Source organism: Thauera sp., assembly GCF_047601425.1.
Classification (GTDB): domain Bacteria; phylum Pseudomonadota; class Gammaproteobacteria; order Burkholderiales; family Rhodocyclaceae; genus Thauera.
The window spans coordinates 2000228-2025699 of the sequence record NZ_JASGJL010000001.1; the positions used below are offsets into that span (position 1 = coordinate 2000228).

28 protein-coding genes and 1 pseudogene are annotated in these 25472 nt (G+C 63.5%); 15 read left to right on the top strand and 14 right to left on the bottom strand.

All coding sequences use genetic code 11. From position 1 onward, the window contains the following. Nucleotides 1-33: 33 nt before the first annotated feature. From soxX to soxC, 6 genes are all read right to left on the bottom strand, one after another. Nucleotides 34-633 carry a sulfur oxidation c-type cytochrome SoxX gene (gene soxX, locus QM748_RS09855; protein ID WP_415246813.1) on the bottom strand — a complete coding sequence of 200 codons (600 nt, stop codon included), beginning with the start codon at nt 631-633 and terminating at the stop codon, nt 34-36. 12 nt (nt 634-645) lie between these two features. Further along, a complete protein-coding gene (soxA, locus tag QM748_RS09860; RefSeq protein ID WP_415246814.1) occupies nt 646-1443 on the bottom strand; it encodes a sulfur oxidation c-type cytochrome SoxA in 798 nt (265 codons plus the stop codon). A 103-nt stretch (nt 1444-1546) separates the two neighbouring features. After that, nucleotides 1547-1858 carry a thiosulfate oxidation carrier complex protein SoxZ gene (gene soxZ, locus QM748_RS09865; RefSeq protein WP_415246815.1) on the bottom strand — a complete coding sequence of 104 codons (312 nt, stop codon included), beginning with the start codon at nt 1856-1858 and terminating at the stop codon, nt 1547-1549. Between the two features lie 32 nt (nt 1859-1890). Further along, a complete protein-coding gene (gene soxY, locus QM748_RS09870) occupies nt 1891-2358 on the bottom strand; it encodes a thiosulfate oxidation carrier protein SoxY (RefSeq protein WP_415246816.1) in 468 nt (155 codons plus the stop codon). A gap of 22 nt (nt 2359-2380) precedes the next feature. Continuing rightward, nucleotides 2381-3439: a c-type cytochrome gene (locus QM748_RS09875; protein ID WP_415246817.1), complete on the bottom strand. Its 1059-nt coding sequence runs from the start codon at nt 3437-3439 to the stop codon at nt 2381-2383. Then, the gene (soxC, locus tag QM748_RS09880) at nt 3423-4757 is read right to left on the bottom strand and encodes a sulfite dehydrogenase (protein WP_415246818.1); all 1335 of its coding nucleotides are present in this window, start codon (nt 4755-4757) and stop codon (nt 3423-3425) included. The genes QM748_RS09875 and soxC overlap by 17 nt, the downstream gene beginning before the upstream one ends. A gap of 287 nt (nt 4758-5044) precedes the next feature. Between soxC and QM748_RS09885 the strand changes: the two genes are divergently transcribed. Both QM748_RS09885 and QM748_RS09890 read left to right on the top strand, forming a co-directional pair. Next, nucleotides 5045-5344: a c-type cytochrome gene (locus tag QM748_RS09885; protein WP_415246819.1), complete on the top strand. Its 300-nt coding sequence runs from the start codon at nt 5045-5047 to the stop codon at nt 5342-5344. Between the two features lie 15 nt (nt 5345-5359). Next, nucleotides 5360-6637, top strand: a complete 1278-nt coding sequence (locus tag QM748_RS09890) for an FCSD flavin-binding domain-containing protein (RefSeq protein ID WP_415246820.1) — start codon at nt 5360-5362, stop codon at nt 6635-6637. Between the two features lie 75 nt (nt 6638-6712). On the opposite strand, the gene QM748_RS09895 is transcribed toward QM748_RS09890, so the two are convergent. The 4 genes from QM748_RS09895 to coaBC all read right to left on the bottom strand — a co-directional run bounded on the left by QM748_RS09895 (nt 6713) and on the right by coaBC (nt 9576). After that, nucleotides 6713-7333 carry a c-type cytochrome gene (locus QM748_RS09895; RefSeq protein ID WP_415246821.1) on the bottom strand — a complete coding sequence of 207 codons (621 nt, stop codon included), beginning with the start codon at nt 7331-7333 and terminating at the stop codon, nt 6713-6715. Between the two features lie 100 nt (nt 7334-7433). After that, entirely contained in the window at nt 7434-7862 is a 429-nt protein-coding gene (locus tag QM748_RS09900) for an NUDIX hydrolase (protein ID WP_415246822.1), read from the bottom strand. Continuing rightward, nucleotides 7862-8311 (bottom strand): dUTP diphosphatase, encoded by a 450-nt coding sequence (gene dut / locus QM748_RS09905; RefSeq protein ID WP_415246823.1) that lies wholly within the window; start codon nt 8309-8311, stop codon nt 7862-7864. Before dut ends, QM748_RS09900 begins: the two co-directional genes overlap by 1 nt. 68 nt (nt 8312-8379) lie before the next feature. Then, entirely contained in the window at nt 8380-9576 is a 1197-nt protein-coding gene (gene coaBC, locus QM748_RS09910) for a bifunctional phosphopantothenoylcysteine decarboxylase/phosphopantothenate--cysteine ligase CoaBC (RefSeq protein ID WP_415246824.1), read from the bottom strand. 126 nt (nt 9577-9702) lie between these two features. Here coaBC and radC point away from each other — a divergent pair, with 126 nt between their 5' ends. The 3 genes from radC to rpmG all read left to right on the top strand — a co-directional run bounded on the left by radC (nt 9703) and on the right by rpmG (nt 10932). Next, the gene (radC, locus tag QM748_RS09915; RefSeq protein WP_415246825.1) at nt 9703-10380 is read left to right on the top strand and encodes a RadC family protein; all 678 of its coding nucleotides are present in this window, start codon (nt 9703-9705) and stop codon (nt 10378-10380) included. Nucleotides 10381-10502: 122 nt separating this feature from the next. Beyond that, nucleotides 10503-10739, top strand: coding sequence for a 50S ribosomal protein L28 (gene rpmB / locus QM748_RS09920; protein WP_153166427.1), 237 nt, complete (start codon nt 10503-10505; stop codon nt 10737-10739). Between the two features lie 25 nt (nt 10740-10764). Then, nucleotides 10765-10932: a 50S ribosomal protein L33 gene (gene rpmG / locus QM748_RS09925; RefSeq protein WP_068636144.1), complete on the top strand. Its 168-nt coding sequence runs from the start codon at nt 10765-10767 to the stop codon at nt 10930-10932. 163 nt (nt 10933-11095) lie between these two features. Here the strand turns inward: rpmG and QM748_RS09930 are convergent, their stop codons facing one another. Beyond that, nucleotides 11096-11299 (bottom strand): cold-shock protein, encoded by a 204-nt coding sequence (locus tag QM748_RS09930; RefSeq protein ID WP_002924494.1) that lies wholly within the window; start codon nt 11297-11299, stop codon nt 11096-11098. A 439-nt stretch (nt 11300-11738) separates the two neighbouring features. Between QM748_RS09930 and clpS the strand changes: the two genes are divergently transcribed. From clpS to aceA, 4 genes are all read left to right on the top strand, one after another. Continuing rightward, the gene (gene clpS / locus QM748_RS09935; RefSeq protein WP_068636212.1) at nt 11739-12047 is read left to right on the top strand and encodes an ATP-dependent Clp protease adapter ClpS; all 309 of its coding nucleotides are present in this window, start codon (nt 11739-11741) and stop codon (nt 12045-12047) included. Then, complete coding sequence (gene clpA, locus QM748_RS09940) at nt 12048-14327, top strand: ATP-dependent Clp protease ATP-binding subunit ClpA (protein WP_415246826.1); 2280 nt, start codon at nt 12048-12050, stop codon at nt 14325-14327. Nucleotides 14328-14500: 173 nt separating this feature from the next. Continuing rightward, nucleotides 14501-14980, top strand: a complete 480-nt coding sequence (gene rraA / locus QM748_RS09945) for a ribonuclease E activity regulator RraA (protein ID WP_415246827.1) — start codon at nt 14501-14503, stop codon at nt 14978-14980. 329 nt (nt 14981-15309) lie between these two features. Further along, the gene (gene aceA, locus QM748_RS09950) at nt 15310-16623 is read left to right on the top strand and encodes an isocitrate lyase (RefSeq protein WP_415246828.1); all 1314 of its coding nucleotides are present in this window, start codon (nt 15310-15312) and stop codon (nt 16621-16623) included. A 71-nt stretch (nt 16624-16694) separates the two neighbouring features. Here aceA and QM748_RS09955 read toward each other — a convergent pair whose 3' ends face one another. Next, complete coding sequence (locus QM748_RS09955) at nt 16695-17243, bottom strand: Spy/CpxP family protein refolding chaperone (RefSeq protein WP_415246829.1); 549 nt, start codon at nt 17241-17243, stop codon at nt 16695-16697. 204 nt (nt 17244-17447) lie between these two features. Here QM748_RS09955 and QM748_RS09960 point away from each other — a divergent pair, with 204 nt between their 5' ends. The 5 genes from QM748_RS09960 (at nt 17448) to QM748_RS09980 (ending at nt 21743) form a co-directional block, all read left to right on the top strand. Continuing rightward, nucleotides 17448-18191 carry a response regulator gene (locus tag QM748_RS09960; protein ID WP_415246830.1) on the top strand — a complete coding sequence of 248 codons (744 nt, stop codon included), beginning with the start codon at nt 17448-17450 and terminating at the stop codon, nt 18189-18191. Further along, nucleotides 18188-19525, top strand: coding sequence for an ATP-binding protein (locus QM748_RS09965; protein WP_415246831.1), 1338 nt, complete (start codon nt 18188-18190; stop codon nt 19523-19525). The genes QM748_RS09960 and QM748_RS09965 overlap by 4 nt, the downstream gene beginning before the upstream one ends. A gap of 87 nt (nt 19526-19612) precedes the next feature. Then, nucleotides 19613-20470 (top strand): DMT family transporter, encoded by an 858-nt coding sequence (locus QM748_RS09970; RefSeq protein ID WP_415246832.1) that lies wholly within the window; start codon nt 19613-19615, stop codon nt 20468-20470. A gap of 59 nt (nt 20471-20529) precedes the next feature. Further along, entirely contained in the window at nt 20530-20892 is a 363-nt protein-coding gene (locus tag QM748_RS09975) for an STAS/SEC14 domain-containing protein (RefSeq protein ID WP_415246833.1), read from the top strand. Beyond that, nucleotides 20889-21743 carry a sulfurtransferase gene (locus QM748_RS09980; protein ID WP_415246834.1) on the top strand — a complete coding sequence of 285 codons (855 nt, stop codon included), beginning with the start codon at nt 20889-20891 and terminating at the stop codon, nt 21741-21743. Before QM748_RS09975 ends, QM748_RS09980 begins: the two co-directional genes overlap by 4 nt. Nucleotides 21744-21795: 52 nt before the next feature. Here the strand turns inward: QM748_RS09980 and murI are convergent. Both murI and tyrS read right to left on the bottom strand, forming a co-directional pair. After that, nucleotides 21796-22609, bottom strand: a pseudogene (gene murI, locus QM748_RS09985) (glutamate racemase). Between the two features lie 31 nt (nt 22610-22640). Then, nucleotides 22641-23840: a tyrosine--tRNA ligase gene (tyrS, locus tag QM748_RS09990; RefSeq protein WP_415246835.1), complete on the bottom strand. Its 1200-nt coding sequence runs from the start codon at nt 23838-23840 to the stop codon at nt 22641-22643. An 89-nt stretch (nt 23841-23929) separates the two neighbouring features. Between tyrS and QM748_RS09995 the strand changes: the two genes are divergently transcribed. Then, a complete protein-coding gene (locus QM748_RS09995; RefSeq protein ID WP_415246836.1) occupies nt 23930-25255 on the top strand; it encodes a peptidoglycan DD-metalloendopeptidase family protein in 1326 nt (441 codons plus the stop codon). Nucleotides 25256-25472 lie beyond the last annotated feature (217 nt).

Below are 25472 nucleotides of genomic sequence, written 5' to 3' on the forward strand. Positions count from 1 at the left end.
CGGGCCCTGCGCGGTGATATCCGCGAACGGCGCTTACTGGTTGACCGGCGAAGCAGGGTCGAACAGATAGGCCATCACGTGGCGGATCTGGGCTTCGGTGAGAATGCCGCCGTAGCCATTGCGCGGCATGTCGCTGCAGGCGTTGTAGGCCTTGGAGTTCCACAGCTTGCCCCAGGTGTACTTGACAATCTCCTCGCCGTTGCCGCGCTGCTTGGCATAGCCTTCGAGGCTGGGGCCGATGGTGCCTTCGGATACCTCCTTCGGATCCATCGCGTGGCAGTTGTAGCAACCGCCGCCGTTGTTGTCCGGCGTCTTGTCGGTCCAGGTCAGACCGCGGCCGCTGGCAGCGATCTTCTGGCCTTCCTTCCAGTCTCCACCGGTGTAGTTGCCGTCGCTCGGCCACTGGATCCTGGCCATCTCGGCAGCCATCAGGCGCTGCATGGTTTCCGCGTCCGGCGGCACCGGGCTCGAACACGCTTTCTGGATTTCATCCTGCTTCTGGCGGTCGAGGCTGGCAATGCCGTTCGCCTTGAAGGAACTCAGCATCATCGCTTCGACCTTGGCCTGCAGTTCGTCAGCCACGGCAACGGAGGCGCACAATGCCAGCGGCACGGCAATGAACAGTTTTTTCATGTCGTTCGCTCCTCAGCGCTTGACGCCAGGCCACTTGGCCTCGGCACCGTTGCCCTTGCCCGCCATGAAGGTGGACAAGGCAATGATCACATCCGAGCCGAAGATCGGTTCGGCCGCGCGCTGCTGGCGGAAGCAATCCCACAGACGGTGCTGCATGGTCCAGAACTGCGAGCTGGACACCCGGTAGGCCGGCCACGAACCCCAGCCTTCCGCCGCACCTTGAGGGGTGGTGATGTTGGGCAGATGAGTGGCCCGGATGCGCTTGTTGTCCTGGCTGTGGCAGGACGCACAGGAGAAATCCATGACGCCGAGACGGTAGTAGAAGGTCCGCTCGCCGAGCTCGTACATCTCCTTGACCTTCGGATGCGACAGATCGACGGCGATCTTCTCGCCCTTGGAATGCGTGACGACATAGGCGACCAGCGCCGCAAGCTTGGCACGCTCGCCCTGCAGGAACTTCCCGCCGATGATCTCCTTGGACGGAATGCCCTGCAGCGTTTCCATGCAGTACATCAGGCGCGTTTCGAGATCCTGCACCCTGCCCGCGTCCTCGAAGTAGCGCGGCAGCTGTGCCGCCGCGCCCGCGACCACGCCCGCGCCCAGGCCGAGATCGCACTGCTCGAGCGTCGCGTTTTTCGGCCCGCGCGCGGTGCGCCACAGCTCCTCGCCTTCCATTTCGTAGAGTTCGGCCGGATTTCCATCCGCCAGCATCTCGCGGTAAGCGTCGAAATTGAGCTCTTCCTGTGCCGACACGGGCGCAGTCAGGGCAATGCCGACGCATACGGCTACAGCCTTGATTTGTTTTTTCATTGTCTCTCCTTCATGGCCCGCCTCCCGGGCATCCCGACTCACCGCCACGCAGCGCCGCCAGGCCATGCCTGTCCGGAATGCCCCGATCGGGGCCGCACGGCGATCAGGCGATCTGGGCTTCGTCCGTACGCGAGTCGCCCTTGTTGTCCACCCAGCTGACCGTGATCTTGTCGCCTTTCTCGCCCCCCTTGAACTTGAACGCGAGATACGGATTGGTGGATACCGAGGGGCCGAATTCCGCGCTCAACACGAGCTTGTCGTTGTGCTTGGCGGTCAGTTCGGTGATGAAATGTGCCGGAATCACTTCGCCGGACGAATCCTTGCGCTGGCCTGTTTCCATGACGTGCGACATCAGCACACGGACTTCGGTGACGCCATCCTTGGCGGCGGCGCGAATACGCATCGGGCTTGCCATATCGATATTTCTCCTGAAATTCCGTTTGTCGATCAGCCGCCGCAGCCGCCGAGCGTGACCTTGACTTCCTTCTTGGCCATGTAGAACTTGCCACCGGCCTTGACCAGGGCGTAGACATCCGAGGTCTGCCCCATCTTCACACGTGTCTGCACCTCGGCCACGGTGCCTTCAGGAATGGTGAAGCTGGCAGCGAGCATGTACGGGTTCTTCTCGATCATGATCGCCACGTATTCGGTTCCCGGAATGTTGCTGACCACGCCGACGGGCACCACGGCACCGTTCTCGGCGATGTCCGGCGTGGTGATGACCACGTCGCCGCTTTCTGCCGGCTTGCCGGCGCCAAACACGTCGAAAACCGCATCCAGGCTCTTGGCCCCGAAGGCTTTTTCATTCCAGGCCGCATGGGCCGTTTCAGGTTTGATCAGGCCCACCGTGGCCAGTAGTCCGAGCACGCCCAGACCACTACCTGCTTTCAGGGCATCCCTGCGTTGATGATTCATCCCGTCTCTCCTTTTAGAGGTGTTACTGCGCTTTCGCGCCCTGCAAAATCCACTCGACCAGTCGCTCGATGTCACCATCGGCAATGTGTTCATGCGGCGGCATCGGCACGCTGCCCCAGACGCCCTGACCGCCTGCCTTCACCTTGGCAGCCAGCTTGACCGCAGCGTCGGGCTGCCCCCGATATCTGCTTGCAACTTCATTGTAACCGGGACCGATGATCCCCTTCTCCACGCCATGGCAGGCCATGCAGCCCTTTTCGTTGGCGAGCTCCAGCACGGACGGAGCACCCTCCTCGCCGTCATGGGCGGTCTCTGGCGCACCGGTCGGTTTTCCGCGCGTCTGGCCGACGGGGCGGTTCTGCTCCGCCAGATTGCCGTGGGCATCCTGGGCATAGTCGGGCAGCGCCGAAACGATCTCCACTGCCTTCTTGCAGTCCTTCATGCAGGCCACGTTCCTGACGTCGGGTTTGCCGCCGTTGCCGATGCCTCCCTTTGAAGACGGTGCGCCAGGCCACATGCCGTGCTCGGTCGTCACGCCGTTGCGGTTGGGCATGCGTTCCTGCACTTCACGGATGTTCTCGTCGCTCAGCACGTAGTCGGCCGGCACGATTTCGGCCAGGTTCAGCAGATAGGCGAGGATCGCATAGACGTCGTCGGGCGCGAGCGATTTCGGCGACGTCCAGGGCATCGCACGCTGGATGTAGTCGAACAGCGTGGACACCGTCGGCACCTTCATCAGCGTGGTGCGCTGCGGAAAGGAGCCATCGATCAGCCCCGCGACGCGGCCGGTCTCGATGTCCTTCAGCGTGGTGCCGCCGACGATCGGCGTGAACACCTCGTTGGATTCACCAAATACGCCATGACAGCTTGCGCAATGGGTTTCCCACAGCTCCATGCCGCGATCGACGTCGCCGGAACCTTTCGGCAAGCCGGTGAAATCCGGGCGCACGTCGATATCCCAGGCCTTCACTTCTGCCTCGGTCGCCGCACGGCCGATGCCCGGGTAGCGGTCGAAAGCCGCGGCCGAGCCCATGGCGGCGACGAGCCCCAGCGTGATCAGCGTCTTACAGAACCTGGACATTGCTGACCTCCCCGGACTCGATGACCTTCCAGGACTGGATGGCATTGTTGTGGTAGATGGACTTGGTGCCGCGCACTTGGCGCAACTGGCCGTAGCTCGGCTGGACATAGCCGGTTTCATCCACCGCCCGCGATTGCAGGATCGCCGGCTTGCCGTCCCATACCCAGCCGATGTTGAAGCGCGTGACCGCCTTCGACAGCACCGGCGTTTCCAGCCGCGCCTCGCGCCAGTTGATGCCGCCGTCGGTGGACACGTTGACGCGGGTGATCCTGCCCCTCCCCGACCAGGCCATGCCGGAGATGTTGTAGAAGCCCTTGTCGAGCAGCAACTGGCCGCCTGACGGCGTCGTGATGACCGACTTGCACTCCTGCACCGAGGTGTATTGGCGGTGCAGGCCGTCCGGCATCAGGTCGATGTAATGCACCGCCTCGTCCTTGGTCGCCCAGGGCTTGTCGCCGACCTCGATGCGGCGCAGCCACTTCACCCAGCTGACGCCCTGCACGCCCGGCACGACGAGGCGCAGCGGATAGCCGTTCTCCGGGCGCAGCATCTCGCCGTTCATGCCATAGGCGACGAACACCTCGCCGGATTCGATCAGTTCCATCGGGATGGTGCGCGTCATCGACGAACCGTCGGCGCCTTCGGCCAGCACGAAGCGGCCTTTCCTGTAGTCGGCGCCGCACATGTCGAGGATTTCCTTCAGCGGCACGCCGGTGAACTCCGAACAGGAAAGCATGCCGTGCGAATACTGGACGGTCGGCACCGCGACGTTGCCCCACTCCATGCCGGTGTTGGCGCCGCACTCGATGAAGTGGATGCGCGACACCGACGGCAGGCGCATCAGGTCATCCATCGTGAACACCGCGTTGGTCTTGACCAGGCCGTTGATCATCAGGCGATGCTTCGACGGGTCGACGTCGTGCCACCCCTGATGGTGGCGCTCGAAATGCAAGCCTGAAGGCGTGATGATGCCGAACAGCCCCTGCAAGGGCGTGAAGGCCACCGATGAGCCGCCGACCCGCGTCAGGCCCGGGCTCTCGCGGCGCCGCAGGCCTCGCTCGTACTTCGATGGCGTGCCATAGGGATTGGCCGCGACCGGCAGGCCGAGCGAAGTGCTCCAGGGCGGCAGATTCAGGATCGCGGGATCACCTTCGCCCGCAGCGCGCGCCACCGCAGGCGCCGCCATCGCCGACGCGGCCAGAAAGGCCTTGCGCAGGAAATCCCGCCGCCCATCCTTCACCGCAGCAATCTGCTCGGCGGTGAGAAAACTCTCCGGCGCCGGCCTCACCCGACCGAGCCGGGCGTCGATGTCTCCCATACGTGCTCTCCCCCTTCTTGATCAACATCAGCGATACTTATGCATTCATTTGCTTATTTAGACCGAATCTAAAAGCACATGAAAATATAGTCAAGAACTAATATTTATGCAGTGCAGCATTGCGCATGATTCATGGAAAGCAATGCGGAAAGGCCGCACATACCGCGGCATCGATGTCGCTATACTCTGCGTCGCCGGCCCTTGCCTGCACACAGAATGCGCGCCGCACGGCCATTTCAGGGCCTGGCGCAGCTCGCCAACGACACAAGAATCGGAGGGACATCCTTGTGAATCCCAAGCACGCCCTGGCCATGCTCGGCCTCGTCGGGCTCAGCGCTGCGGCGCAAGCCCAGGACCCCAATCTGGCCCGCAATCTCGCCGCCACTTGCGCCAACTGTCACGGCACCAACGGACAGAGCGTCGGCGGCATGGACTCTCTCGCCGGTGAAGCCCAGGACAAGCTGATGCAGAAGCTGATGGACTTCAAGTCGGGCGACAAGCCGGCAACGATCATGCATCAGATCGTCAAGGGCTACAGCGACGAGCAGCTCACGCTCATCACCGCCTGGTTCGCGGCGCAGAAATAAGGGAGAGACAGGACGATGTTCACCAGACGCGATTTCCTCAAGACTGCCGGTATCGCCGCGGCAGGCAGCACCACGCTCGCCGGACTGTCCGCCTGTGCCACGGGCGGCGGCAAGAGCCGCGGCCATGTCGTCATCGTCGGCGGCGGCTACGGCGGCGCCACGGCAGCCAAGTATCTGCGCATGTGGAGCAACGGCACGGTCGACGTGACGCTGGTCGAGCGCAACCCCACTTTCATCTCCTGCCCGATCTCGAACCTCGTGATCGGCGGCGTCAAGCAGATGGAAGACATCACGGTCAGCTACGACAACCTGAAGTCGAAATGGGGCGTTCGTATCATCACCGACGAAGTGACCGCCATCGACGCGGCCAAGCGCACGGTCGCCACGGCACGCAACGGCACGCTGGGCTACGACCGCCTGGTGCTGTCGCCCGGCATCGATTTCATCCCCGGCGCCATCGCCGGCCTGGACGGCAGCCAGGAGCGTATTCCGCACGCCTGGAAGGCCGGCCCCCAGACCGTGCTGCTGCGCAAGCAATTGCAGGACATGGCCGATGGCGGCGTGTTTGCGCTGCACATTCCCAAGGCGCCCTACCGCTGCCCGCCCGGCCCCTACGAACGGGCCTGCGTCGTCGCCAACTACCTGCGCGCGAACAAGCCGAAGTCCAAGGTACTGGTGCTCGACGCCAACGAAGAGATCCAGTCGAAGAAGGGATTGTTCACCAAGGCCTTCGAAAGCTACAAGGGCCTGATCGAGTACGTACCCAACAGCGCACTGCAGAATGTCGATGCCGCCAGCCTCACCGCCGAGCTCGAATTCGACCGTGTCAAGGCCGACGTACTGAACGTGATTCCGCCGATGCGGGCCGGCGACATCGCGGTGAAGGCCGGCCTGCCCTTGATCAACGACCGCTGGGTCGACATCGACTGGCTGACGATGGAAGCCAAAGGCGTACCGGGAGTGCATGTATTGGGCGATGCCCTGTTCCCTGCGCCAGCCATGCCGAAATCCGGCCACATGGCCAACCAGCACGCCAAGGTGGCCGCGGCAGCGATCCTGAACCTGTTCGAAGGCATCGCCCCCAACCCGACGCCGGTGGTGATGAATACCTGCTACAGCTTCGTCGACGACCGGAATGTCATCCACGTCGCCTCGGTGCACCAGTACGACGCCGAAAAGAAGCAGCCGATCCCGGTACAGGGCTCGGGCGGCGTATCTGCGGCGGCAAACGAGATCGAAGGCAAGGCGGCACTGGCGTGGGCGAAGAACATCTGGGCCGACATGCTGGCCTGAGCAGCCCTCTTCCCGTCGAGCCCCGGGACGGGAGCGTGGCCATCGGCCCGCTCCTGTTCTTTCATCCGCACTCGGTCAGTTCAGCGTACTGACGTAGAGCGACACCGCCTTGATCTCCAGTTCGCTCAGCTTCGATGCGATGAAGTGCATGACCGCATTGTCGTTGGTGCGTTCGCGCTGGCCAAAGGACTTCAACTGGCTCTCGATGTATTTCGGCACCTGCCCGGCGAGCCGGGGCAATTCGTCGGTGCCAAGCCCCCGCTCGCCATGACAGGAAGCACAGGGGGGCACCCCCGACTCCTCGTTTCCACGATGGAACACGAAATGCCCCACGGCGGCGAGTTCGGCATCACGCGCCTCGCGTGCCTTGGTCGGCTTGCGTTCGAAATACACCCCCAAGGCCAGCATCTCTTCCGAGGTCAGCCCCTCCGCCATGCTGGCCATGGTGTCGCTCTTGCGCTGGCCGGACTGGAAATCCGCGAGCTGCCTGGCAATGTACCGGTGATGCTGCCCCGCCAGCCGCGGATAGAGGGCCGACGCACTCTCTCCGTCCACGCCGTGGCACAGCGAGCAGCGTCCCGCGCTGATCTGCTCGGCGCGCGCCAGGTTGACTTCGGGCAAGTCAGCGGCACCGGCAGCAAAGGACATGCAGCAGGCGAGGCCTGCCGGGAACACCGTCTTCTTCCAGATTTTCATCGCTTCCCCCAGCACACAGCAGCACGAACCGAACGCAAGGCAACGGAAAAATATCAGAACCTGCTGAACTTCTGAACTCGGCCTTTGGCACGCAGCGCCATCAGGACCAGCCGAGCTCCAGCATCCACGGTGCCCGCGGCTGCCTCAGCGCAGCCTCCACATAAGGAACCATCGGCTGGGGCAGGCTGTCCGGGGCCCACCATGCCATGCCGTCGCACTTGCCGGGCTCGAGGTTTTCCGGCTCTCCGCTCCAGTGAATTGCACGGACGAAAAAATCGATGCGATTGGTGTCCGACAGCCGATGCACCACACCCAGCCAATCGAGATCGTGCTCGCAAATCAACAGGCCGGTTTCCTCGCGCAACTCGCGTACCGCGGCTGCAAGGATCGACTCGCCTGGCTCGACATGCCCGCCGGGCAGGCTGTGCAAGCCATCGAAGAACCCCGTGCCGGCACGACGGATCAGCAACACCCTGCCATCGCACTCGCAGACGATGTGCACGCCGGTCGGGATGCCCGGATGGAGCATCAGTGCTTGCCGGTGCTGCCGAAACCGCCAGCACCGCGCTCGCTGGCATCGAACTCATCAACGACATTGAAGCCGACCTGCAGCACCGGCACCACCACCAGTTGCGCGATGCGCTCCATCGGCTGGATGGTGAAACTTGCCCGCCCGCGGTTCCATACCGAGACGAAGATCTGGCCCTGGTAGTCCGAATCGATCAGGCCGACCAGGTTGCCGAGCACGATGCCGTGCTTGTGGCCCAGCCCGGAACGCGGCAGCACCATCGCCGCGAGGCCGGGGTCGGCCAGATGAATCGCCAGCCCGCTGGGAACCAGCGTGCTCTCCCCCGGGTGCAGGGTGATCGGCCCCGGCAGGCAGGCCCGCAGGTCGAGCCCGGCGGCCCCGCTGGTGGCATAGGCCGGCGGATGCGACTTGAGCCGTTCGTCGAGCAGTTTCACGTCGATGCGATGCATTTTTTTCTCCTTGGCCAGTACCGCGGCATTGCCGCGGCGCTTACCCGGTGTTCAGGATAGGTTCGGACTCAACGCCCCGCTGCCTCCAGCAGGCCAGCCATGTGTCCGACGATGCCGCGGGCAAGCTCGGCCTTCGGCGCACGCGGCAGCGGGTGGCGGCCGGCATCGTCGTACAGCACGATCACGTTGTCGTCCGAGCCCATGCCGTCCTGCACCAGGTTGCCCACCAGCATCGGCAGGCGCTTCTTCCGTCGCTTGCCTTCGGCATAGGCGTCGAGATCCCGGCTCTCGGCAGCGAAACCGACGCAGAAAGGCGCATCCGGCAAGGCCGCGACTTCGGCCAGGATGTCCGGGTTCTGGGTCAGCTCCAGCGTCAGGATGCCATCCGTTTTTTTCATCTTGTGCTCGGCGACTTCCAGCGGCCGGTAGTCGGCCACGGCGGCGACGCCGATGAAAACGTCCGCCCCCGGCAGCGAGGCGAGCACGGCGTCGCGCATGTCACGCGCGCCGGCCACGCCGATCCGCCGCACGCCGACCGGCACCGGCAGGGCCACCGGCCCGCTCACCAGCACGACTTCGGCGCCCGCCTGGGCGCAGGCCCGCGCCAGCGCGTAGCCCATCTTGCCCGAGCTGATGTTGGTGATGCCACGCACCGGATCGATCGCTTCGAAAGTAGGACCGGCGGTCAGGACAACCTTGCGGCCAGTCAGGCGCTTGGTCACGAAATACGCTTCCAGATGTTCGAGAAGCTCCTCGGCTTCGAGCATCCGCCCCATGCCGACCTCACCGCAGGCCTGTTCGCCTGCGGCCGGGCCGAACAGCGTCACGCCGTCGCCGCGCACCAGCGCCACATTGCGCTGGGTGGCCGGCGCTTCCCACATCTGCCGGTTCATCGCCGGGGCGACGATCAGCGGTACGTCCCGTGCCAGGCACAGTGTGGTCAGCAAGTCGTCCGCCCGCCCCTGGGCGAGCCGGGCGATGAAATCGGCCGTGGCCGGCGCCACCAGGATCGCATCCACGTCGCGGCCCAGATCGATGTGCGCCATGTTGTTGGGCATGCGCGCATCCCATAGATCGCTCCAGACCGGATTGCCCGACAGCGCCTGGAAAGTGACCGCGGTCACGAAGCGCCCGCCAGCCTCGGTCAGCACGACATGTACGTCGGCCCCCGCCTTGCCCAGCAGTCGCACCAGTTCGGCCGCCTTGTAGGCCGCCACCCCGCCCGTCACACCAACGACGATCTTCCTGCCCTGTAGTGTTTTCATGACATTCGCTTATAATCCTGCAGCATCGTGCTGCACTCGACGACACCCCCGGGCAGAAGCGCCCTGCCGAGCGCTCCGCGTCTTCCGCTACCGGCCTTCTCTGCCAGCCTGAAGGAGTCCACGTTCATGGCAATAACCGACTGGCCCGCAGAGGAGCGCCCACGCGAAAAGCTCCTTGCCCGCGGCGCGGGCTCACTGTCCGACGCCGAACTACTTGCCCTCTTTCTGCGCGTCGGCATCCGCGGCCATTCCGCGGTCGACCTGGCGCGGCAGTTGATCAGCCATTTCGGCTCCCTGACCCGGCTGTGCTCGGCCAGCGCAAACGACTTCGCCGCGCTGCCCGGCATGGGGCTGGCGAAGTATGCCCAACTGCAGGCTGTCATGGAACTGGCGCGGCGCGCGCTGGGTGAGACGCTGTCCGAACGCGCACTGTTCGATTCGCCCCAGGCCGTGCGCGACTGGCTGCGCCTGCGGCTCGGTCACCTGCCTCACGAGACCTTTTGCATCATGCTGCTCGACGCCCGCCATCGCCTGATCGAGGCGGTGGATCTGTTCCGCGGCACCCTGACGCAGACCAGCGTCTATCCACGCGAAGTGGTCAAGCTCGTGCTGTCGCACAACGCTGCGGCCGTGATCCTGGCCCACAACCACCCTTCGGGCGCTTCCGAACCCAGCACCGCCGACGAAGTGTTGACCCGCACGCTCAAGGATTCGCTGGCGCTGGTCGACGTCCGCGTGCTCGACCATTTCGTTGTCCCCGCACATGGCAAACCGGTCTCGTTCGCTGAACGCGGCTTGCTATGAGGCGGAAAATCGGTTTCAATGCCGGCCCCACGAGCAATTCCCCGCACCCGGCACTTGCCTTCCTGATCCAGGATGCAGTATCCTCGTGCGTTTTCCGCAATCAGAATTCCCTGGAGCATCGTATGGCTCGCGTCTGCCAAGTGACCGGTAAAGCACCGATGGTGGGAAATAACGTTTCCCACGCTAACAACAAAACCAAGCGCCGTTTCCTGCCCAACCTGCAAAACCGCCGGTTCTGGAGCGAGAGCGAAAACCGCTGGATCCGCCTGCGCGTTTCCAATGCCGGTCTGCGCACCATCGACAAGAAGGGCATCGACGTCGTCGTTGCCGAGCTTCGCGCCCGCGGCGAAAAGCTGTAAGCAACAACACTAAACGGAGAACGCCATGGCCAAGGGCATCCGCGAAAAGATCAAGCTCGAATCCACCGCCGGTACGGGTCACTTCTACACCACGTCGAAGAACAAGCGCACCACCCCGGAAAAGCTCGAATTCAACAAGTACGACCCCGTTGCCCGCAAGCACGTGCCGTACAAGGAAATCAAGCTGAAGTAAGTTCGCCGGGCCGCCCCGGAAGCACAAGGGCACAGGCAGGCAGCGCAGCAGAACAAAACAGAAGGGCCGTCGATCACTCGACGGCCCTTCTGTTTTGTTGCATCCGGCGGAGCTTCAAGTCAAATGACGATACCCGCCGAACACGACTCCGATGCTTCCGGCCTCAAGCGCGCTGGATGTTGGACGCCTGCTTGCCCTTGGGTCCCTGCGTAACCTCGAAGGAAACCTTCTCGCCTTCCTTCAGACTCTTGAAACCGCTCATGTTGATGGCGGAGAAGTGCGCAAACAGATCCTCGCTGCCATCATCGGGCGTAATGAAACCGAAACCCTTGGAATCGTTGAACCACTTCACGGTACCAGTTGCCATATTGCTTCGTTCCTTCAAGGTTGCTTGATGCGGCCGTCCCCGGCCGGTGTTGCGGCGCCGCCAGCAACTTGAGGAAGCCTCGAAGAAGCACACCCCGGAAGCCCCCGGGAACGCTCCAAAAAAGCGTCGCATCAAGCCAAGACTGCGCACGGCTTCGTTTTTACGCAGTTGCCCGAAGACCGTCGAACGGTCTGATCTCGGCATTTTTTTGCGGCAGCGCAACAGCCAAACCCCTTGAAAAACACGGAAAACAACCCAGCTATGTTGAGCAGCAAGGGCTCCAGGTTTTTTCGCAGCGCACGATCGGTGCTTCGTCCCCACGCAACAACTCCGGCAAGGGCACGACCGGATTCGCATCAGCCTCGAGACGCGCAAGAAAGTTCGCTCGTCGTGTTTCTCCTGTGTTGCACTCCGCAACGACTTCATTAGAATGGTTTTCATGGGTACCCGGAAACAAGATGAATTCGTCCTCGAGGCGAAGCGGACGCGCACCCGTCCACCACCGATGTACAAGGTGCTTCTGCTCAACGACGACTACACACCAATGGATTTCGTGATTGTCGTTCTGCAGAAATATTTCGGCATGGATCGCGAACGTGCCACGCGAGTCATGCTCCAAGTTCACAGAGAGGGCATGGGGGTATGCGGCGTCTTTCCCCGGGACATCGCATCGACCAAGGTTGAGCAGGTCGCCTCGTTTGCTCGTCAGCATCAACATCCGCTGGCATGCGTGATGGAGGAAAATTGAATGATCGCGCAAGAGCTTGAAGTGAGCCTGCACATGGCCTTCGTGGAGGCACGTCAGAAGCGTCACGAATTCATCACCGTCGAGCACCTGCTGCTCGCTCTGCTGGACAACCCGTCGGCAGCAGAAGTGCTGCGCGCGTGTTCGGCCAACATCGATGAGCTTCGCCAGGAACTGGTCAATTTCATCAACGAGCACACGCCGCGCATCGAAGGCAGCGACGAGATCGACACCCAGCCGACGCTCGGCTTCCAGCGCGTCATCCAGCGTGCCATCCTGCACGTGCAGTCGTCCGGCAAGAAGGAAGTCACCGGCGCGAACGTGCTTGTCGCGATTTTCGGCGAAAAGGACTCGCACGCCGTCTATTACCTGCAGCGCCAGAACATCTCGCGGCTGGACGTCGTCAACTTCATTTCGCACGGCATCGCCAAGAACCCGCCGCAGGGGGCAGGCTCGCAGAATCGCGGCGAATCGGAGCAGAATTCCGAGCAGGAGCAGGATGAGAAGTCTGCCGGCGGCGCCCTCGAAAGCTACACCCAGAACCTGAATCAGCAGGCGCTGGTGGGTAAGATCGACCCGCTGATCGGACGCGAGAAGGAAGTCGAGCGCGTCATCCAGACCCTGTGCCGGCGGCGCAAGAACAATCCGTTGCTGGTCGGTGAAGCCGGCGTCGGCAAGACGGCGATCGCCGAAGGTCTCGCCCGCCGCATCATCGAGGGCCGCGTGCCGGAAATCCTCGAGAATGCCCAGGTGTACGCCCTCGACATGGGCGCCCTGCTCGCCGGCACCAAGTACCGCGGTGATTTCGAGCAGCGCCTGAAGGCCGTGCTGAAGCAGCTCACCGAGAACCCGAATGCGATCCTGTTCATCGACGAGATCCATACCCTCATCGGTGCGGGCGCGGCCTCGGGCGGCACGCTGGATGCCTCCAACCTGCTGAAGCCGGCGCTGTCGTCGGGCCAGTTGAAGTGCATCGGCGCAACCACCTACAACGAGTTCCGCCAGATCTTCGAGAAGGACCACGCGCTGTCGCGGCGCTTCCAGAAGATCGACGTCGTCGAGCCCTCGGTGGCGGAAACGGTCGAGATCCTGAAGGGGCTGAAGAGCCGCTTCGAGGAGCATCACGGCATCAAGTACAGCAGCTCGGCGCTGTCGAGCGCTGCCGAACTGTCGGCCAAGTACATCAATGACCGCCATCTTCCCGACAAGGCGATCGACGTCATCGACGAAGCCGGTGCCGCCCAGCGCATCCTGCCCAAGTCGAAGCAGAAGAAGACCATCGGCAAGAACGAGATCGAGGAGATCGTCGCCAAGATCGCCCGCATCCCGCCACGCACCGTGTCCAACGACGACAAGGCCGCGCTGAAGACGCTCGACCGCGATCTGAAGAACGTTGTGTTCGGCCAGAACGCCGCGATCGAAGCCTTGGCAAAAGCAATCAAGATGTCGCGCTCGGGCCTCGGCAATCCGCAGAAGCCGATCGGCTCCTTCCTGTTCTCCGGTCCGACCGGCGTCGGCAAGACCGAAGTCGCGCGCCAGCTCGCCTATACGCTGGGCATCGAACTGGTGCGTTTCGACATGTCCGAATACATGGAGCGCCATGCGGTCAGCCGCCTGATCGGCGCGCCGCCGGGTTATGTCGGCTTTGACCAGGGTGGCCTGCTGACCGAGCAGATCACCAAGAAGCCGCATTGCGTGCTGCTGCTCGACGAGATCGAGAAGGCTCACCCGGACATCTACAACATCCTGCTGCAGGTCATGGACCACGGCACGCTGACCGACAACAACGGCCGGCAGGCGGATTTCCGCAACGTCATCATCATCATGACGACCAACGCGGGCGCCGAATCGATGCAGAAGGCGGTGATCGGCTTTTCGGCCAAGCGTGAAGCAGGAGACGAGATGGCCGACATCAAGCGCCTGTTCACACCGGAATTCCGTAACCGGCTGGATGCGATCATCTCGTTCAAGGCACTGGACAACGAAGTCATCCTGCGCGTGGTCAACAAGTTCCTGATGCAGCTCGAAGCCCAGCTGCACGAAAAGAAGGTCGAGGCGCACTTCAGCGACGAACTGAAGGCATGGCTGGCAGAAAAGGGATTCGATCCACTGATGGGCGCCCGTCCGATGGCACGCCTGATCCAGGACACGATCCGCTCTGCACTGGCCGACGAACTGCTGTTCGGGCGCTTGGTCAATGGTGGCAAGGTCACCATCGAGCTCGACGAGGACGACAAGGTCAAGCTGGTCTTCGAGGAAGCGGAAACCGCCGCAACAGCCTGACGCCATACCCAGTCATCCCTGAACGGCGCCTCCCTTGCGGGAGGCGCCGCTTTTTTTCGCTGCCTGTATCGCAGCACGGGCACATATCCCACCCTCGTCGCATGTCACCAGACAAGGCACTGGACTATCATGCGCGCTACCAGAGGCAACCACCCCATCGACAAGGAACAGACATGAACATCCAGACAGCCGATCTGTGCGACGCCCATGATGACAAGCTTGCCGTCGTAAGCCCGATGTTCCGCAGTTACGGCGGACGCAGCTCATTCGGCGGCCCGATCAGCACCCTGAAGATCTTCGAAGACAACTCCTTCGTTCGCAAGGCCGTTGAATCGGCCGGTAACGGCCGTGTGCTGGTCATCGACGGCGGCGCTTCGATGCGCTGCGCGCTGGTAGGCGACCAGCTTGCCGAACTGGCGGTCAAGAACGGCTGGGCCGGCATCATCGTCTATGGCTGCATCCGCGACTCGAAAGCCATCGGCGGCATGGACCTCGGCGTCTTCGCCCTCGGCACCCATCCGCGCAAGACGGTCAAGCGCAATGTCGGCGAAGTCGACATCCCCGTCACCTTCGGCGGCGCGACTTTCGTGCCGGGCCACCATGTTTACGCGGACGAGGACGGCGTAGTCGTGTCCGAAGGCCCCCTGCTCTGACTCATCATCGGCACGGAGCCCCGTCGCGAGGGATGGATTGAGCTCAGCCCGAAGACATCGCAGTGCAACACCCCAGGCATGCGAATACATTTCACAAGATTCACTTTCGTTTCACATCCCGATAAGAAAAAATCAAGCCCATGTTTTATTTGAGAAATATTCTTTCTTATATCTTATATAAGACATATTGCTGCTAAGCAAAAACATCCCTATACTTCTCTCCATCGGCAAGGCTTTTTCCCTCGAACGCTCTTGCGACGGATACACCGCGACCGGCGACCGAACCGAGCGCGATGGTTGACACTCTTCTGCACTGAAAAGGAAGCATCATGACTCTGACCCGCGAACAGCAAATCGCCGCTCTGGAAAAAGACTGGGCCGAAAACCCCCGCTGGAAAGGCATCAAGCGCGGCTACTCCGCCGCCGACGTCGTCCGCCTGCGCGGCAGCCTGCAGCCCGAATACACGCTGGCCCAGCGCGGCGCCAAGCTGCTGTGGGAGCGTGTCAACGGCGGCGCCAAGAAGGGCTATGTGAATGCCTTCGGCGCCATCACCGCGGGCCAGGCCATGCAGCAGGCCAAGGCCGGCCTCGAGGCCGTGTATCTGTCCGGCTGGCAGGTCGCCGCCGACGGCAACACCTCCGAAACCATGTACCCCGACCAGTCGCTGTACGCCTACGACTCGGTGCCGACGATGGTTCGCCGCATCAACAACACCTTCAAGCGCGCCGACGAAATCCAGTGGTCGCGCGGCATCAACCCGGGCGACAAGGAGTTCATCGACTACTTCCTGCCGATCGTGGCTGACGCCGAAGCCGGCTTCGGTGGCGTGCTGAACGCCTTCGAACTGATGAAAAACATGATTGCCGCCGGTGCCGCCGGCGTGCACTTCGAAGACCAGCTGGCCGCGGTGAAGAAGTGCGGCCACATGGGCGGCAAGGTGCTGGTGCCGACCCAGGAGGCGGTCGAGAAGCTGATCTCCGCCCGCTTCGCCGCCGACGTCATGGGCGTGCCGACCATCATCCTGGCCCGTACCGACGCCGAAGCCGCCAACCTGATCACCTCGGATCACGACGCCAACGACAAGCCCTTCCTCACCGGCGAGCGCACCCAGGAAGGCTTCTACCGCGTCAAGAACGGCCTTGAGCAAGCCATCAGCCGCGGCGTCGCCTACGCGCCGTATGCCGACCTGGTCTGGTGCGAGACCGGCACCCCTGACTTGGGCTTCGCCCGCGAGTTCGCGCAGGCCGTGCATGCCGCCTGCCCGGGCAAGCTGCTGTCCTACAACTGCTCGCCGTCCTTCAACTGGAAGAAGAACCTCGACGACGCCACCATCGCCAAGTTCCAGGACGAACTGTCGGCGCTGGGTTACAAGTACCAGTTCATCACCCTGGCCGGCATCCACATCAACTGGTACAACACCTTCCAGTTCGCCCACGCCTACGCCCGCGGCGAAGGCATGAAGCACTACACCGAGATGGTGCAGGAACCGGAATTCGCTGCGCGCGACAAGGGCTACACCTTCGTGTCGCACCAGCAGGAAGTCGGCGCCGGCTACTTCGACGACGTCACCACCGTGATCCAGGGCGGCTCGTCCAGCGTCAAGGCACTGAGCGGCTCGACCGAGGAAGAGCAGTTCCACTAAGCAGCACGGCTGTCCCCAAGACGAAAGGCCATCCCGCGGGATGGCCTTTTTCCATTCAGGCAGCGCGATGATCAGCCGCGCGGCTCACGCATGCCGCGTTCGCCCTTGCCGGGGCCCCTGTCGCCCTTCTTGCCGAAATCATGGCGTCCCGCCTTCTGGAACTCGGCATCGAACACTGTCTTCTGCGCACTGCCGAGCGTGGCATAGAAGGCTTCGACCGCCTTGCGGGTCTCGGCCATCTCGGCCAGACGCAGCTTGCCGGCTTCCTCCATGCGCTGCATGCGCTCGATCGCGGTCGCCGGCCTGGCTTCCGCGCGACCTGCGGCCGTGGTCTCCGCCATGCGCTCGGCACGTGCCTTCATCGTGTTCTTGAAGGTCTCGAAAGCGGGCTTCTGCTCCGCACTCAAGGCAAGCGCCAACTCCAGCCGGGCCATCTGCAGTTCGACGCGCTGGGCCATGCGCTGCTTCATCTGCGCCGGCTCCATCTGCGACCAGCCGGCCTTGCCGCCATGCGGGCCGTGGCCATGTCCGCCCCAGGCAAGCGCGGCCGTGGTGCCGAGGCCGGCGGTGGCGATGACGGCGGCGGCGGCGGCGATCGAGGTCTTCATCCAGGTCTTCATGGTGCTTCTCCTTTCGGTTCGGTTCGTCGTGCCCGTTCGTTCGGGCGACGGAGCCATTTCAACACCACGATGTAAGCCGCGTTTGTCCGCATCCCCCCGGTTTGCAGCCTCGTGTCTCTCACCCCTGGATTGATACGCTGGGATACAAAAGCAGGCGGGCGGAGGCTTAAGATTCGCCCCATCGAAAACACCGGCACCAATGCCATGAGCCAGCAAGACCACATCCTGATCGTCGACGACGACCGCGACATCCGCAGCCTCCTTGCCGACTACCTGGAAAAGCAGGGCTTGCGCTGCACCACCGCAGCCGATGGACGCGAAATGAAGACCGCCCTGGATCAACATCGCATCGACCTGATCGTGCTCGACGTGATGATGCCGGGCGAGGACGGCCTGACCCTGTGCCGCAACCTGCGCGCGGCTGGCGGCCCGCCGTCGAACATCCCGATCCTGATGCTCACCGCCCGAGGCGACGACATGGACCGCATCCTCGGCCTGGAGATGGGCGCGGACGACTACCTGACCAAGCCCTTCGTGCCGCGCGAACTGTACGCCCGTATCCGCGCCGTGCTGCGCCGCACGCGCGCGCTGCCGCCCAACCTCGACGCCGCGCCGCCGGCCAATGCGCGCGAGCTGCGCTTCGCCCAATGGCGGCTGGACACCGTCAACCGCCACCTGATCGACGCGGCAGGCACCGTCGTCGCGTTATCAGGTGCGGAATACCGCATGCTGTCGATCTTCCTGTCTCATCCGCAGAAAGTCCTGTCGCGCGACCAATTGATGGAACTGACCCAGGGGCGAGAAGCGGACGTCTTCGACCGCTCGATCGACCTGCAGGTCAGCCGCCTGCGCCAGCGCCTCGGCGACAACGCGCGCGAACCGGCAATCATCAAGACCGTGCGCAACGAAGGTTACGTACTGGCCACCGACGTCAGCGTCGCGTCATGAAGCTGCCCTGGCCCCGCAGTCTGTTCGCCCGCCTGATGCTGATCCTGATGGTCGGCATCCTGGTCGTGATCGCGGTCAGCGTCATGCTCTTCGTCAGCGAGCGCGAGCGCATCGGACGCAACGCGCTGTTCGAGAGCGTTGCCCAGGAGATCGCCGCGGCTGCAGACGTGCTCGACCGCCTCGCCCCTGCCGAACGCAGCCGCTGGATCGACGAACTCGGCCGCCGCCGGCTGCGGCTGGCGCTGCGCGAACCATCCGAACGCCTGCAGCCATTGCCTGACGACCACCCTCTGCCTACGGCGCTGCGCACCGCAATGCCGGAACGCAGCACCATGGCCTATGCGCAGGACCGTCCCGGCATGCCGCATGCCGTGGTGGTTGCCGTGGTCGATCTAGCCGACGGCGCCCCGCTGCTGGTCCGCCTGCCCGGCATCCCCCCTTCGCCGCCCATCCGCCCGCCCGAACCGGATCAACTGATTGCGGCCCTGGCCGCGCTGATCGGCGGCGTAGGCCTGCTGACCTGGTTCGCAGTACGGCTGGCGACCCGCCCGCTGTCGCGCATGACCGAAGCCGCCCTCGCACTCGGCGAGGATCCGGAGCGGGCACCGCTCGACACTCACGGCCCGACCGAAGTCAGCCAGGCTGCACAGGCTTTCAACCAGATGCAGCAGCGCATCCGGGACTATGTCGGTGAGCGTACCCGCATCCTGGCCGCGATCTCCCACGATCTGCAGACACCGATCACGCGGCTGCGGCTGCGCGCGGAACTGGTTGACGATGATGAACTGCGCAGCCGCATCCAGGCCGACCTCGACAGCATGCAGGCACTGGTCAAGGAAGGGCTCGCCTACGCTCGCAGCCTGGATGATGCCGCACCCGCACAACCGATCGATCTCGGCCGGTTGCTCGAAGCCCTGCGCGACGACGCCGCCGACATGGGCTGGAAGGTCCGGCTCGACGGCGGTGCCGATGCTCCGTTGATCGCACAACCGACTGCCTTGCGGCGCGCCTTGTGGAATCTGATCGAGAACGGCATCAAGTTCGGCAGCGAAGTCGACATCTCCGTCACCACCAGACCGGAAGCCTTCGAGATTCGCATCCGCGACCAGGGCCCCGGCCTGCCGGAAGATCAACTGGAAAAAGTCTTCGAACCTTTCTATCGGCTCGAAACCTCGCGCAACCGGGAAACCGGCGGCACCGGCCTGGGCCTTGCCATCACCCGCAACCTGCTGCGCCGCCAGCGCGGCGACGTGCGCCTGCAGAATTCCGCCGCAGGCGGGCTGGAAGCCACCGTGCTGCTGCCACGATCGAGCGAGACTGCAACACGGCAGTGATTTCCACACAGGAACGGGCCGGATTTCGTACACGCAACGTCCCGATGTGGTTCAATGCCGGGCCATATCGCTGCGCCGCAACATCCCATGCCTGCTCTCTGGATGCTCGTTTCCTGTCTGCTGTTCGCCTGCATGGGCGTCTGCGTCAAGCTCGGCTCGAGCACCTTCTCGACTGGCGAAGTCGTGTTCTACCGTGGCTTCGTCAGCGTCGTGATGATGGCCGTGATCGCCAGGTGCAAAGACATCCGGCTGAGCACGCCCCACTGGCGCATGCACGTGTCGCGCAGCGTGTCAGGCTCGATCGCACTGAGCTGCTACTTCTTCGCCATCGGCATCCTCCCGCTCGCGACTGCGGTGACGCTCAACTACACCTCGCCGATCTTCGTCGCCCTGCTGCTGGCACTGGTTTTCCACGAGAAGCTGCGCTGGACCGGCATGCTCTCGCTGGCCATCGGCTTTGCCGGGGTCGTGCTGCTGCTGCGCCCTACGCTGGCCGCCGATCAGTTGCTGGGAGCCCTCGTCGGCCTCGGCTCCGGCGCCATCTCCAGCATCGCCTACGTCAGCGTGCGCGAGCTGGGGCGCGCCGGCGAACCGGAGGTCCGCACCGTATTCTGGTTCTCGCTGGTTACGATGCTGTTCGGCATTGCCGGTGCAATGTACGCCGGCCCGCATCTGCCCGATCTGCAGGAGCTCGTCATCCTGCTCGGCATCGGCGTATTCGGCGGCCTCGCCCAGCTTGCAATGACCCGCTCCTACAGCTACGGCCACACCATGTTGTCGGCCAACCTCAGCTACGCCACCGTCGTCTTCGCCAGCCTGTTCGGCGCATTGTTGTGGGACGAAGTCATGCCATGGCTGAGCTGGATCGGAATCGCCTGCATCGTCGCCAGCGCGATCATGATCTCGCTCCGCCCGAGCCGCCCTGCGGCCCCCCTGGCGGATTGAGCCGAACCGGTGCGAGGGCTATAGTAGTAGGCAACCAGTCCAAGACGACGGAGGCCACAATGATCAGCATCGAGCACCGCGACAATCTGGTCGCAATCACTGTTTTCGGCGAATTCGCACTGGCCGACTACAAGGAGTTCGAAGAACTGGTCAATTACAAGATCCAGTTCGCCGGACCGATCGACCTGCTCTTCGACCTGCGCGAAATGGCTGGTTTCACGCTCGACGTAGCATGGGAAGAAATCAAGTTCTCGCGCCAGCACGCCCATGATTTCCGCCGCATCGCCGTGTTGACCGACGACCAGTGGCTGACCTGGAGCGCCTGGGTGTCGCAGTTGTTCGTCGACGCCGAGGTCCAGGTATTCGACGATGAAGCCGAAGCCCGCGGCTGGCTGGACATCACGGCCGAGGCAGCCGAGTGAACGCATCCTATTCGACACTGATCGGCGCGGCAGAGCTCGCTCAACGGCTCCATTCGCCCGACTGGGTCGTGTTCGACTGCCGCTTCGATCTCTGCAACGCGGATTTCGGCCTGCACGCCTATCTGGGACAACACATCCCGGGTGCCTTTTTCCTGGATCTGGAAGCAGATCTCTCGGCGCCCAAGACGGGCCTCAACGGCCGCCACCCCCTGCCCGACCCCGCAAAGCTCGCCGCCCGTCTTGAAGCCTGCGGAGTCAGTCATCATAGCCAGGTGGTCGCCTATGACGACGCCAGCGGCATGTTCGCCGCACGGTTGTGGTGGCTGCTGCGCTGGCTGGGGCACAACCGCGTCGCCGTGCTGGATGGCGGTCTGCAAGCCTGGTGCAGTGCCGGCCTGCCGCTGGATTCGGCCCAGCCCGAAGCCCCGCCCGCCACCTATGCCCTGTCGCTGCGCGCGAATCGGGTCGATGCGGATTTCGTCCTAGGCCATCTGGGCCAGCCGCAGATGCTGCTGATCGACGCCCGTAGCCCGGACCGCTTCCGTGGCGAAAACGAAATGCTGGATCCGGTGGGTGGCCACATCCCCGGCGCCATCAACCGTTTCTTCCGCGACAACCTGCAGCCCGACGGCCTTTTCAAGCAGGCCTCGATACTGCGCGAGGAGTTTGGCGTACTGCTGGGAACACACTTGCCGCAACAAGTCGTGCATCAATGCGGCTCCGGCGTGACGGCCTGCGTCAACGTGCTGGCGATGGAATCGGCTGGTCTGTCCGGCTCGCTGCTCTACGCCGGCTCATGGAGCGAGTGGTGTGCCGATCCCCGGCGGCCGGTTGCGACTGGCCCGGTTTGACACAACCCTGCCTGCATGCTCCCTCCAGCACTCCAGATCGAACATCAGCCGCTCACCAATCGACTTTTTCCACCTGCCCAAGCGAACGGCCAAGAAAACGCTCGCCGATGGTCTGGAAGCGTAGCGGTACGTCGCTGACAACAAAGCGATAGCTCGCAGTTCCACCCGCGGCGCGAGCCAGACCGTCCTGCTGCAGGCGCTGCGCTGCGAATTCCGCCGTCGTCACCGCCGAATCGATCAGCCGCACATCCGGCCCCGCAACATCGCGCAGCAGGGGCTTGAGCAGCGGATAGTGGGTGCAGCCCAGCACAAGGCTGTTCGACCTCCTCGGCCAGCACCGGACGCAGGTATTCCTGCGCGGTGAGGCGCGTCACCGGGTGGTCGAGCCAGCCTTCCTCGACCAGCGGCACGAACAACGGGCAGGCCTGGGAATACACCCGCACCGACGGATCGAGCTCGTGCATGCGCCGGGCGTAGGCATTGCTGTTGATCGTGGTCGGCGTGCCGATCACGCCGATGCGCTGTCCGCCTTCTGCCGACACCGCGGCACGCGCACCCGCCTCGATCACGTCGAGCACCGGAACGTCACGCGCCAGGCGATGGACGACGTCGGCCGCGACGGCCGCCATCGTGTTGCAGGCGATGATCAGCATCTTCACGTCGCAGCGCAGCAGGTAGTCGGTGATCTGCGCGGTGAACTGCTCGATCGTCGCCACCGACTTGACGCCGTAGGGCACGCGCGCGGTATCGCCGAAATAGACGATGCTCTCCAGCGGCAGGCGCTCCATCAGCGCCCGCACGACGGTGAGGCCGCCGACGCCGGAATCGAACACGCCGATCGGGCGTGCGGCATCGGCTGTGGTCATGCTCCGCCGCCCTTCATGCACTGGTCGCGGCTCAAGCCAGCACCACCGAGGCGAACTTGCGCTTGCCGACCTGCAGCACCACCTTCTCGCCCGTGCGCAGCAGCAGGCCCTTGTCTTCGGCGCGTTCGCCGTTGATGCGGACCGCGCCCTGGTCGATCATGCGCATCGCCTCGGACGTGCTGCCGGTCAGCCCGGCCTGTTTCAGCACCTGGAACAGCACGATGCCTTCGGCGCCGGCGGGCACCGTCACCTCCGGGATGTCGTCCGGGATCGCGTTGCGCTGGAAGCGCGCCTCGAAATCGGCCAGCGCGTCCTCGGCGGCCTTCGCGCCATGGAAGCGCGCAACCAGCTCCTGCGCCAGCATCACCTTGACATCGCGCGGGTTGCGCCCCCCCTCCACTTCGCGCTTCAGGCCTTCGATCTCGGCCGTGGAACGGAAGGACAGCAGCTCGTAGTAACGCCACATCAGGGTGTCGGACACCGACATCGTCTTGCCGAAGATCTCCTTCGGCGCCTCCGAAATGCCGATGTAGTTGCCGAGCGACTTCGACATCTTGTTGACGCCGTCCAGGCCTTCGAGCAGCGGCATCATCAGCACGCACTGCGGCGGCTGGCCGTAGTGCTTCTGCAGCTCGCGCCCCATCAGCAGATTGAAGCGCTGGTCGGTGCCGCCCAGTTCCACATCGGTGCGCATCGCCACCGAGTCGTAGCCCTGGCAGAGCGGGTAGAGGAACTCGTGGATCGCGATCGGCTGGTTGTTGCCGTAGCGTTTGGCGAAATCGTCGCGCTCCAGCATGCGTGCCACGGTCTGCTGCGCCGCCAGGCGGATCATGCCGGCAGTACCCAGGCCTTCCATCCAGCTGGAGTTGAAGCAGATCTCGGTCTTCTCCGGATCGAGGATCTTGAACACCTGCTCTTCATAGGTCCTGGCGTTCTCCATGATCTGCTCGCGCGACAGCGGCGGCCGCGTGGCGTTCTTGCCGCTCGGATCGCCGATCATGCCGGTGAAGTCGCCGATCAGGAACATGACGTGATGCCCCAGTTCCTGGAAATGGCGCATCTTGTTGATCACTACGGTGTGGCCAAGGTGCAGGTCGGGCGCGGTCGGGTCGAAGCCGACCTTGACGCGCAGGGGGCGCCCGCTCTTCAGCCGCTCGACAAGCTCGGTTTCGATCAGCAGTGCATCACAGCCACGCTTGATCAGCTCCATGGCGGCCTGAACATCAGTCATTCGATTTCTCCAAAAATATTCTCCCGAATGCAAGGGCATATTTGCTAGAATTCCGGAAATTTTTTGCCGATCCTGGCCCAGGTAAGCTCATGCAGGCGAGAAAGACCAGAATTCTAGCCGAACTGCCGGCACAACTCCTCACCCGTCCACGCCCCTGGCTGTTTGCAGGCATCGCCGGCGTATCGATGATGGGCGTCGTGGCCGCAACTGCAGTGGCTCCCGGCAGCAATACCGCCGGCATCGTCGTCCGTCCGATCGTCGAGACCTTGCCCACGCCCCGTGTGGTGATCGACACCGGAACCGACCTGCCCTTCGTGCACAGCGAACGCATCCAGGCCGGCGACTCCTTGCCATCTCTGTTCCGTCGCCTGAACATCAAGGATGACGAAGCGCTGTCCTTCCTGAGCACCTCGGGCGAAGGCAAGCAGGCCGTTCGTCAGCTGCGTGCCGGCCGCACGGTCACAGCGATGGTGCATGCCGATGGCCGCCTCGCTTCGTTCAGCCTGCCCGTGGGCAATGGCGAACAGCGACTGGTGATCGAGCGCGACGACGGCGGTGCCCTCCAACTGCGCGAATCCGAGGCCGCAGCGCAAAGCACTCTTGTCGAAATGCGTTCGGGCACGATCCGCAGTTCGCTGTACGGCGCAACCGATGCGGCGGGCGTTCCCGACAGCGTCGCGACCCAGCTGGCCGACATTTTCGGCACCGAAATCGATTTTCACACCGACCTGCGCAAGGACGACCGCTTCAGCGTCGTCTATGAAATGGTCTATCAGGACGGCAACGCTATCCGGGCTGGCCGCATCCTGGCCGCCGAGTTCATCAACCAGGGCAAGCGCTATGCCGTCGTCCTGTACCGCGGCCCGAGCGGCAAGGAAAAATATTACTCCGACGACGGTCGCAGCCTGCAGCAGGGCTTCCTGCGCTCGCCGCTGGAGTTCTCACGCATCAGTTCGGGTTTCGGTCGCCGCGTACACCCGCTGAACCGCAACTGGCGTGATCACAAGGGTACCGATTTCGCCGCACCGACCGGCACCCCGGTCAAAGCCACCTCGGACGGCACCGTCGAATTTGCCGCTACTCAACGCGGCTACGGCAACATCGTCATCCTGAAGCATCGCGGCAACATCTCCACCGCCTACGCCCACCTCCACGGCTTTGCCAAAGACATGCAAAAAGGCAAGGAAGTCAGCCAGGGCGACATCATCGGCTACGTCGGCTCCACCGGCTGGTCAACCGGCCCTCACCTGCACTACGAAGTCCGCATCAACGACGTCGCACAGGATCCAATGACGGTCGCGCTGCCCATGGCAGACTCGTTGAACTCCAGGGAACTGGCCGCATTCCGACGAGACACCGCCGACCTCCGCAACCGCTTCGCCCTGCTCAATTACGAGTTGGCCAAGGCAGACTGAACGGCAGCGGGCAGCACCGCCGCCCGCCACTCGAATCGGCTTCATGCAGCAAGGAAGAGTGATCGCCGCACGCGTGCGACCGGATTAGAAAACAATTATCAACATCACCTCTATTCCAAAATGCGCTCCTGTTAATGACTGCATCCGCCTGTCATCCTCATAACGAGAGCCGCAATGACCTCAACCCAAGCCCCACGCCCGGCACGCCGACCGCGCC

Bases quoted from the DNA above. Each gene is read 5' to 3' on its own strand.
- soxX (WP_415246813.1), bottom strand. From the start codon at position 633: ATGAAAAAACTGTTCATTGCCGTGCCGCTGGCATTGTGCGCCTCCGTT.
- soxA (WP_415246814.1), bottom strand. From the start codon at position 1,443: ATGAAAAAACAAATCAAGGCTGTAGCCGTATGCGTCGGCATTGCCCTG.
- soxZ (WP_415246815.1), bottom strand. From the start codon at position 1,858: ATGGCAAGCCCGATGCGTATTCGCGCCGCCGCCAAGGATGGCGTCACC.
- soxY (WP_415246816.1), bottom strand. From the start codon at position 2,358: ATGAATCATCAACGCAGGGATGCCCTGAAAGCAGGTAGTGGTCTGGGC.
- QM748_RS09875 (WP_415246817.1), bottom strand. From the start codon at position 3,439: ATGTCCAGGTTCTGTAAGACGCTGATCACGCTGGGGCTCGTCGCCGCC.
- soxC (WP_415246818.1), bottom strand. From the start codon at position 4,757: ATGGGAGACATCGACGCCCGGCTCGGTCGGGTGAGGCCGGCGCCGGAG.
- QM748_RS09890 (WP_415246820.1), top strand. From the start codon at position 5,360: ATGTTCACCAGACGCGATTTCCTCAAGACTGCCGGTATCGCCGCGGCA.
- QM748_RS09895 (WP_415246821.1), bottom strand. From the start codon at position 7,333: ATGAAAATCTGGAAGAAGACGGTGTTCCCGGCAGGCCTCGCCTGCTGC.
- QM748_RS09900 (WP_415246822.1), bottom strand. From the start codon at position 7,862: ATGCTCCATCCGGGCATCCCGACCGGCGTGCACATCGTCTGCGAGTGC.
- dut (WP_415246823.1), bottom strand. From the start codon at position 8,311: ATGCATCGCATCGACGTGAAACTGCTCGACGAACGGCTCAAGTCGCAT.
- coaBC (WP_415246824.1), bottom strand. From the start codon at position 9,576: ATGAAAACACTACAGGGCAGGAAGATCGTCGTTGGTGTGACGGGCGGG.
- radC (WP_415246825.1), top strand. From the start codon at position 9,703: ATGGCAATAACCGACTGGCCCGCAGAGGAGCGCCCACGCGAAAAGCTC.
- rpmB (WP_153166427.1), top strand. From the start codon at position 10,503: ATGGCTCGCGTCTGCCAAGTGACCGGTAAAGCACCGATGGTGGGAAAT.
- rpmG (WP_068636144.1), top strand. From the start codon at position 10,765: ATGGCCAAGGGCATCCGCGAAAAGATCAAGCTCGAATCCACCGCCGGT.
- QM748_RS09930 (WP_002924494.1), bottom strand. From the start codon at position 11,299: ATGGCAACTGGTACCGTGAAGTGGTTCAACGATTCCAAGGGTTTCGGT.
- clpS (WP_068636212.1), top strand. From the start codon at position 11,739: ATGGGTACCCGGAAACAAGATGAATTCGTCCTCGAGGCGAAGCGGACG.
- clpA (WP_415246826.1), top strand. From the start codon at position 12,048: ATGATCGCGCAAGAGCTTGAAGTGAGCCTGCACATGGCCTTCGTGGAG.
- rraA (WP_415246827.1), top strand. From the start codon at position 14,501: ATGAACATCCAGACAGCCGATCTGTGCGACGCCCATGATGACAAGCTT.
- aceA (WP_415246828.1), top strand. From the start codon at position 15,310: ATGACTCTGACCCGCGAACAGCAAATCGCCGCTCTGGAAAAAGACTGG.
- QM748_RS09955 (WP_415246829.1), bottom strand. From the start codon at position 17,243: ATGAAGACCTGGATGAAGACCTCGATCGCCGCCGCCGCCGCCGTCATC.
- QM748_RS09960 (WP_415246830.1), top strand. From the start codon at position 17,448: ATGAGCCAGCAAGACCACATCCTGATCGTCGACGACGACCGCGACATC.
- QM748_RS09965 (WP_415246831.1), top strand. From the start codon at position 18,188: ATGAAGCTGCCCTGGCCCCGCAGTCTGTTCGCCCGCCTGATGCTGATC.
- QM748_RS09970 (WP_415246832.1), top strand. From the start codon at position 19,613: ATGCCTGCTCTCTGGATGCTCGTTTCCTGTCTGCTGTTCGCCTGCATG.
- QM748_RS09975 (WP_415246833.1), top strand. From the start codon at position 20,530: ATGATCAGCATCGAGCACCGCGACAATCTGGTCGCAATCACTGTTTTC.
- tyrS (WP_415246835.1), bottom strand. From the start codon at position 23,840: ATGACTGATGTTCAGGCCGCCATGGAGCTGATCAAGCGTGGCTGTGAT.
- QM748_RS09995 (WP_415246836.1), top strand. From the start codon at position 23,930: ATGCAGGCGAGAAAGACCAGAATTCTAGCCGAACTGCCGGCACAACTC.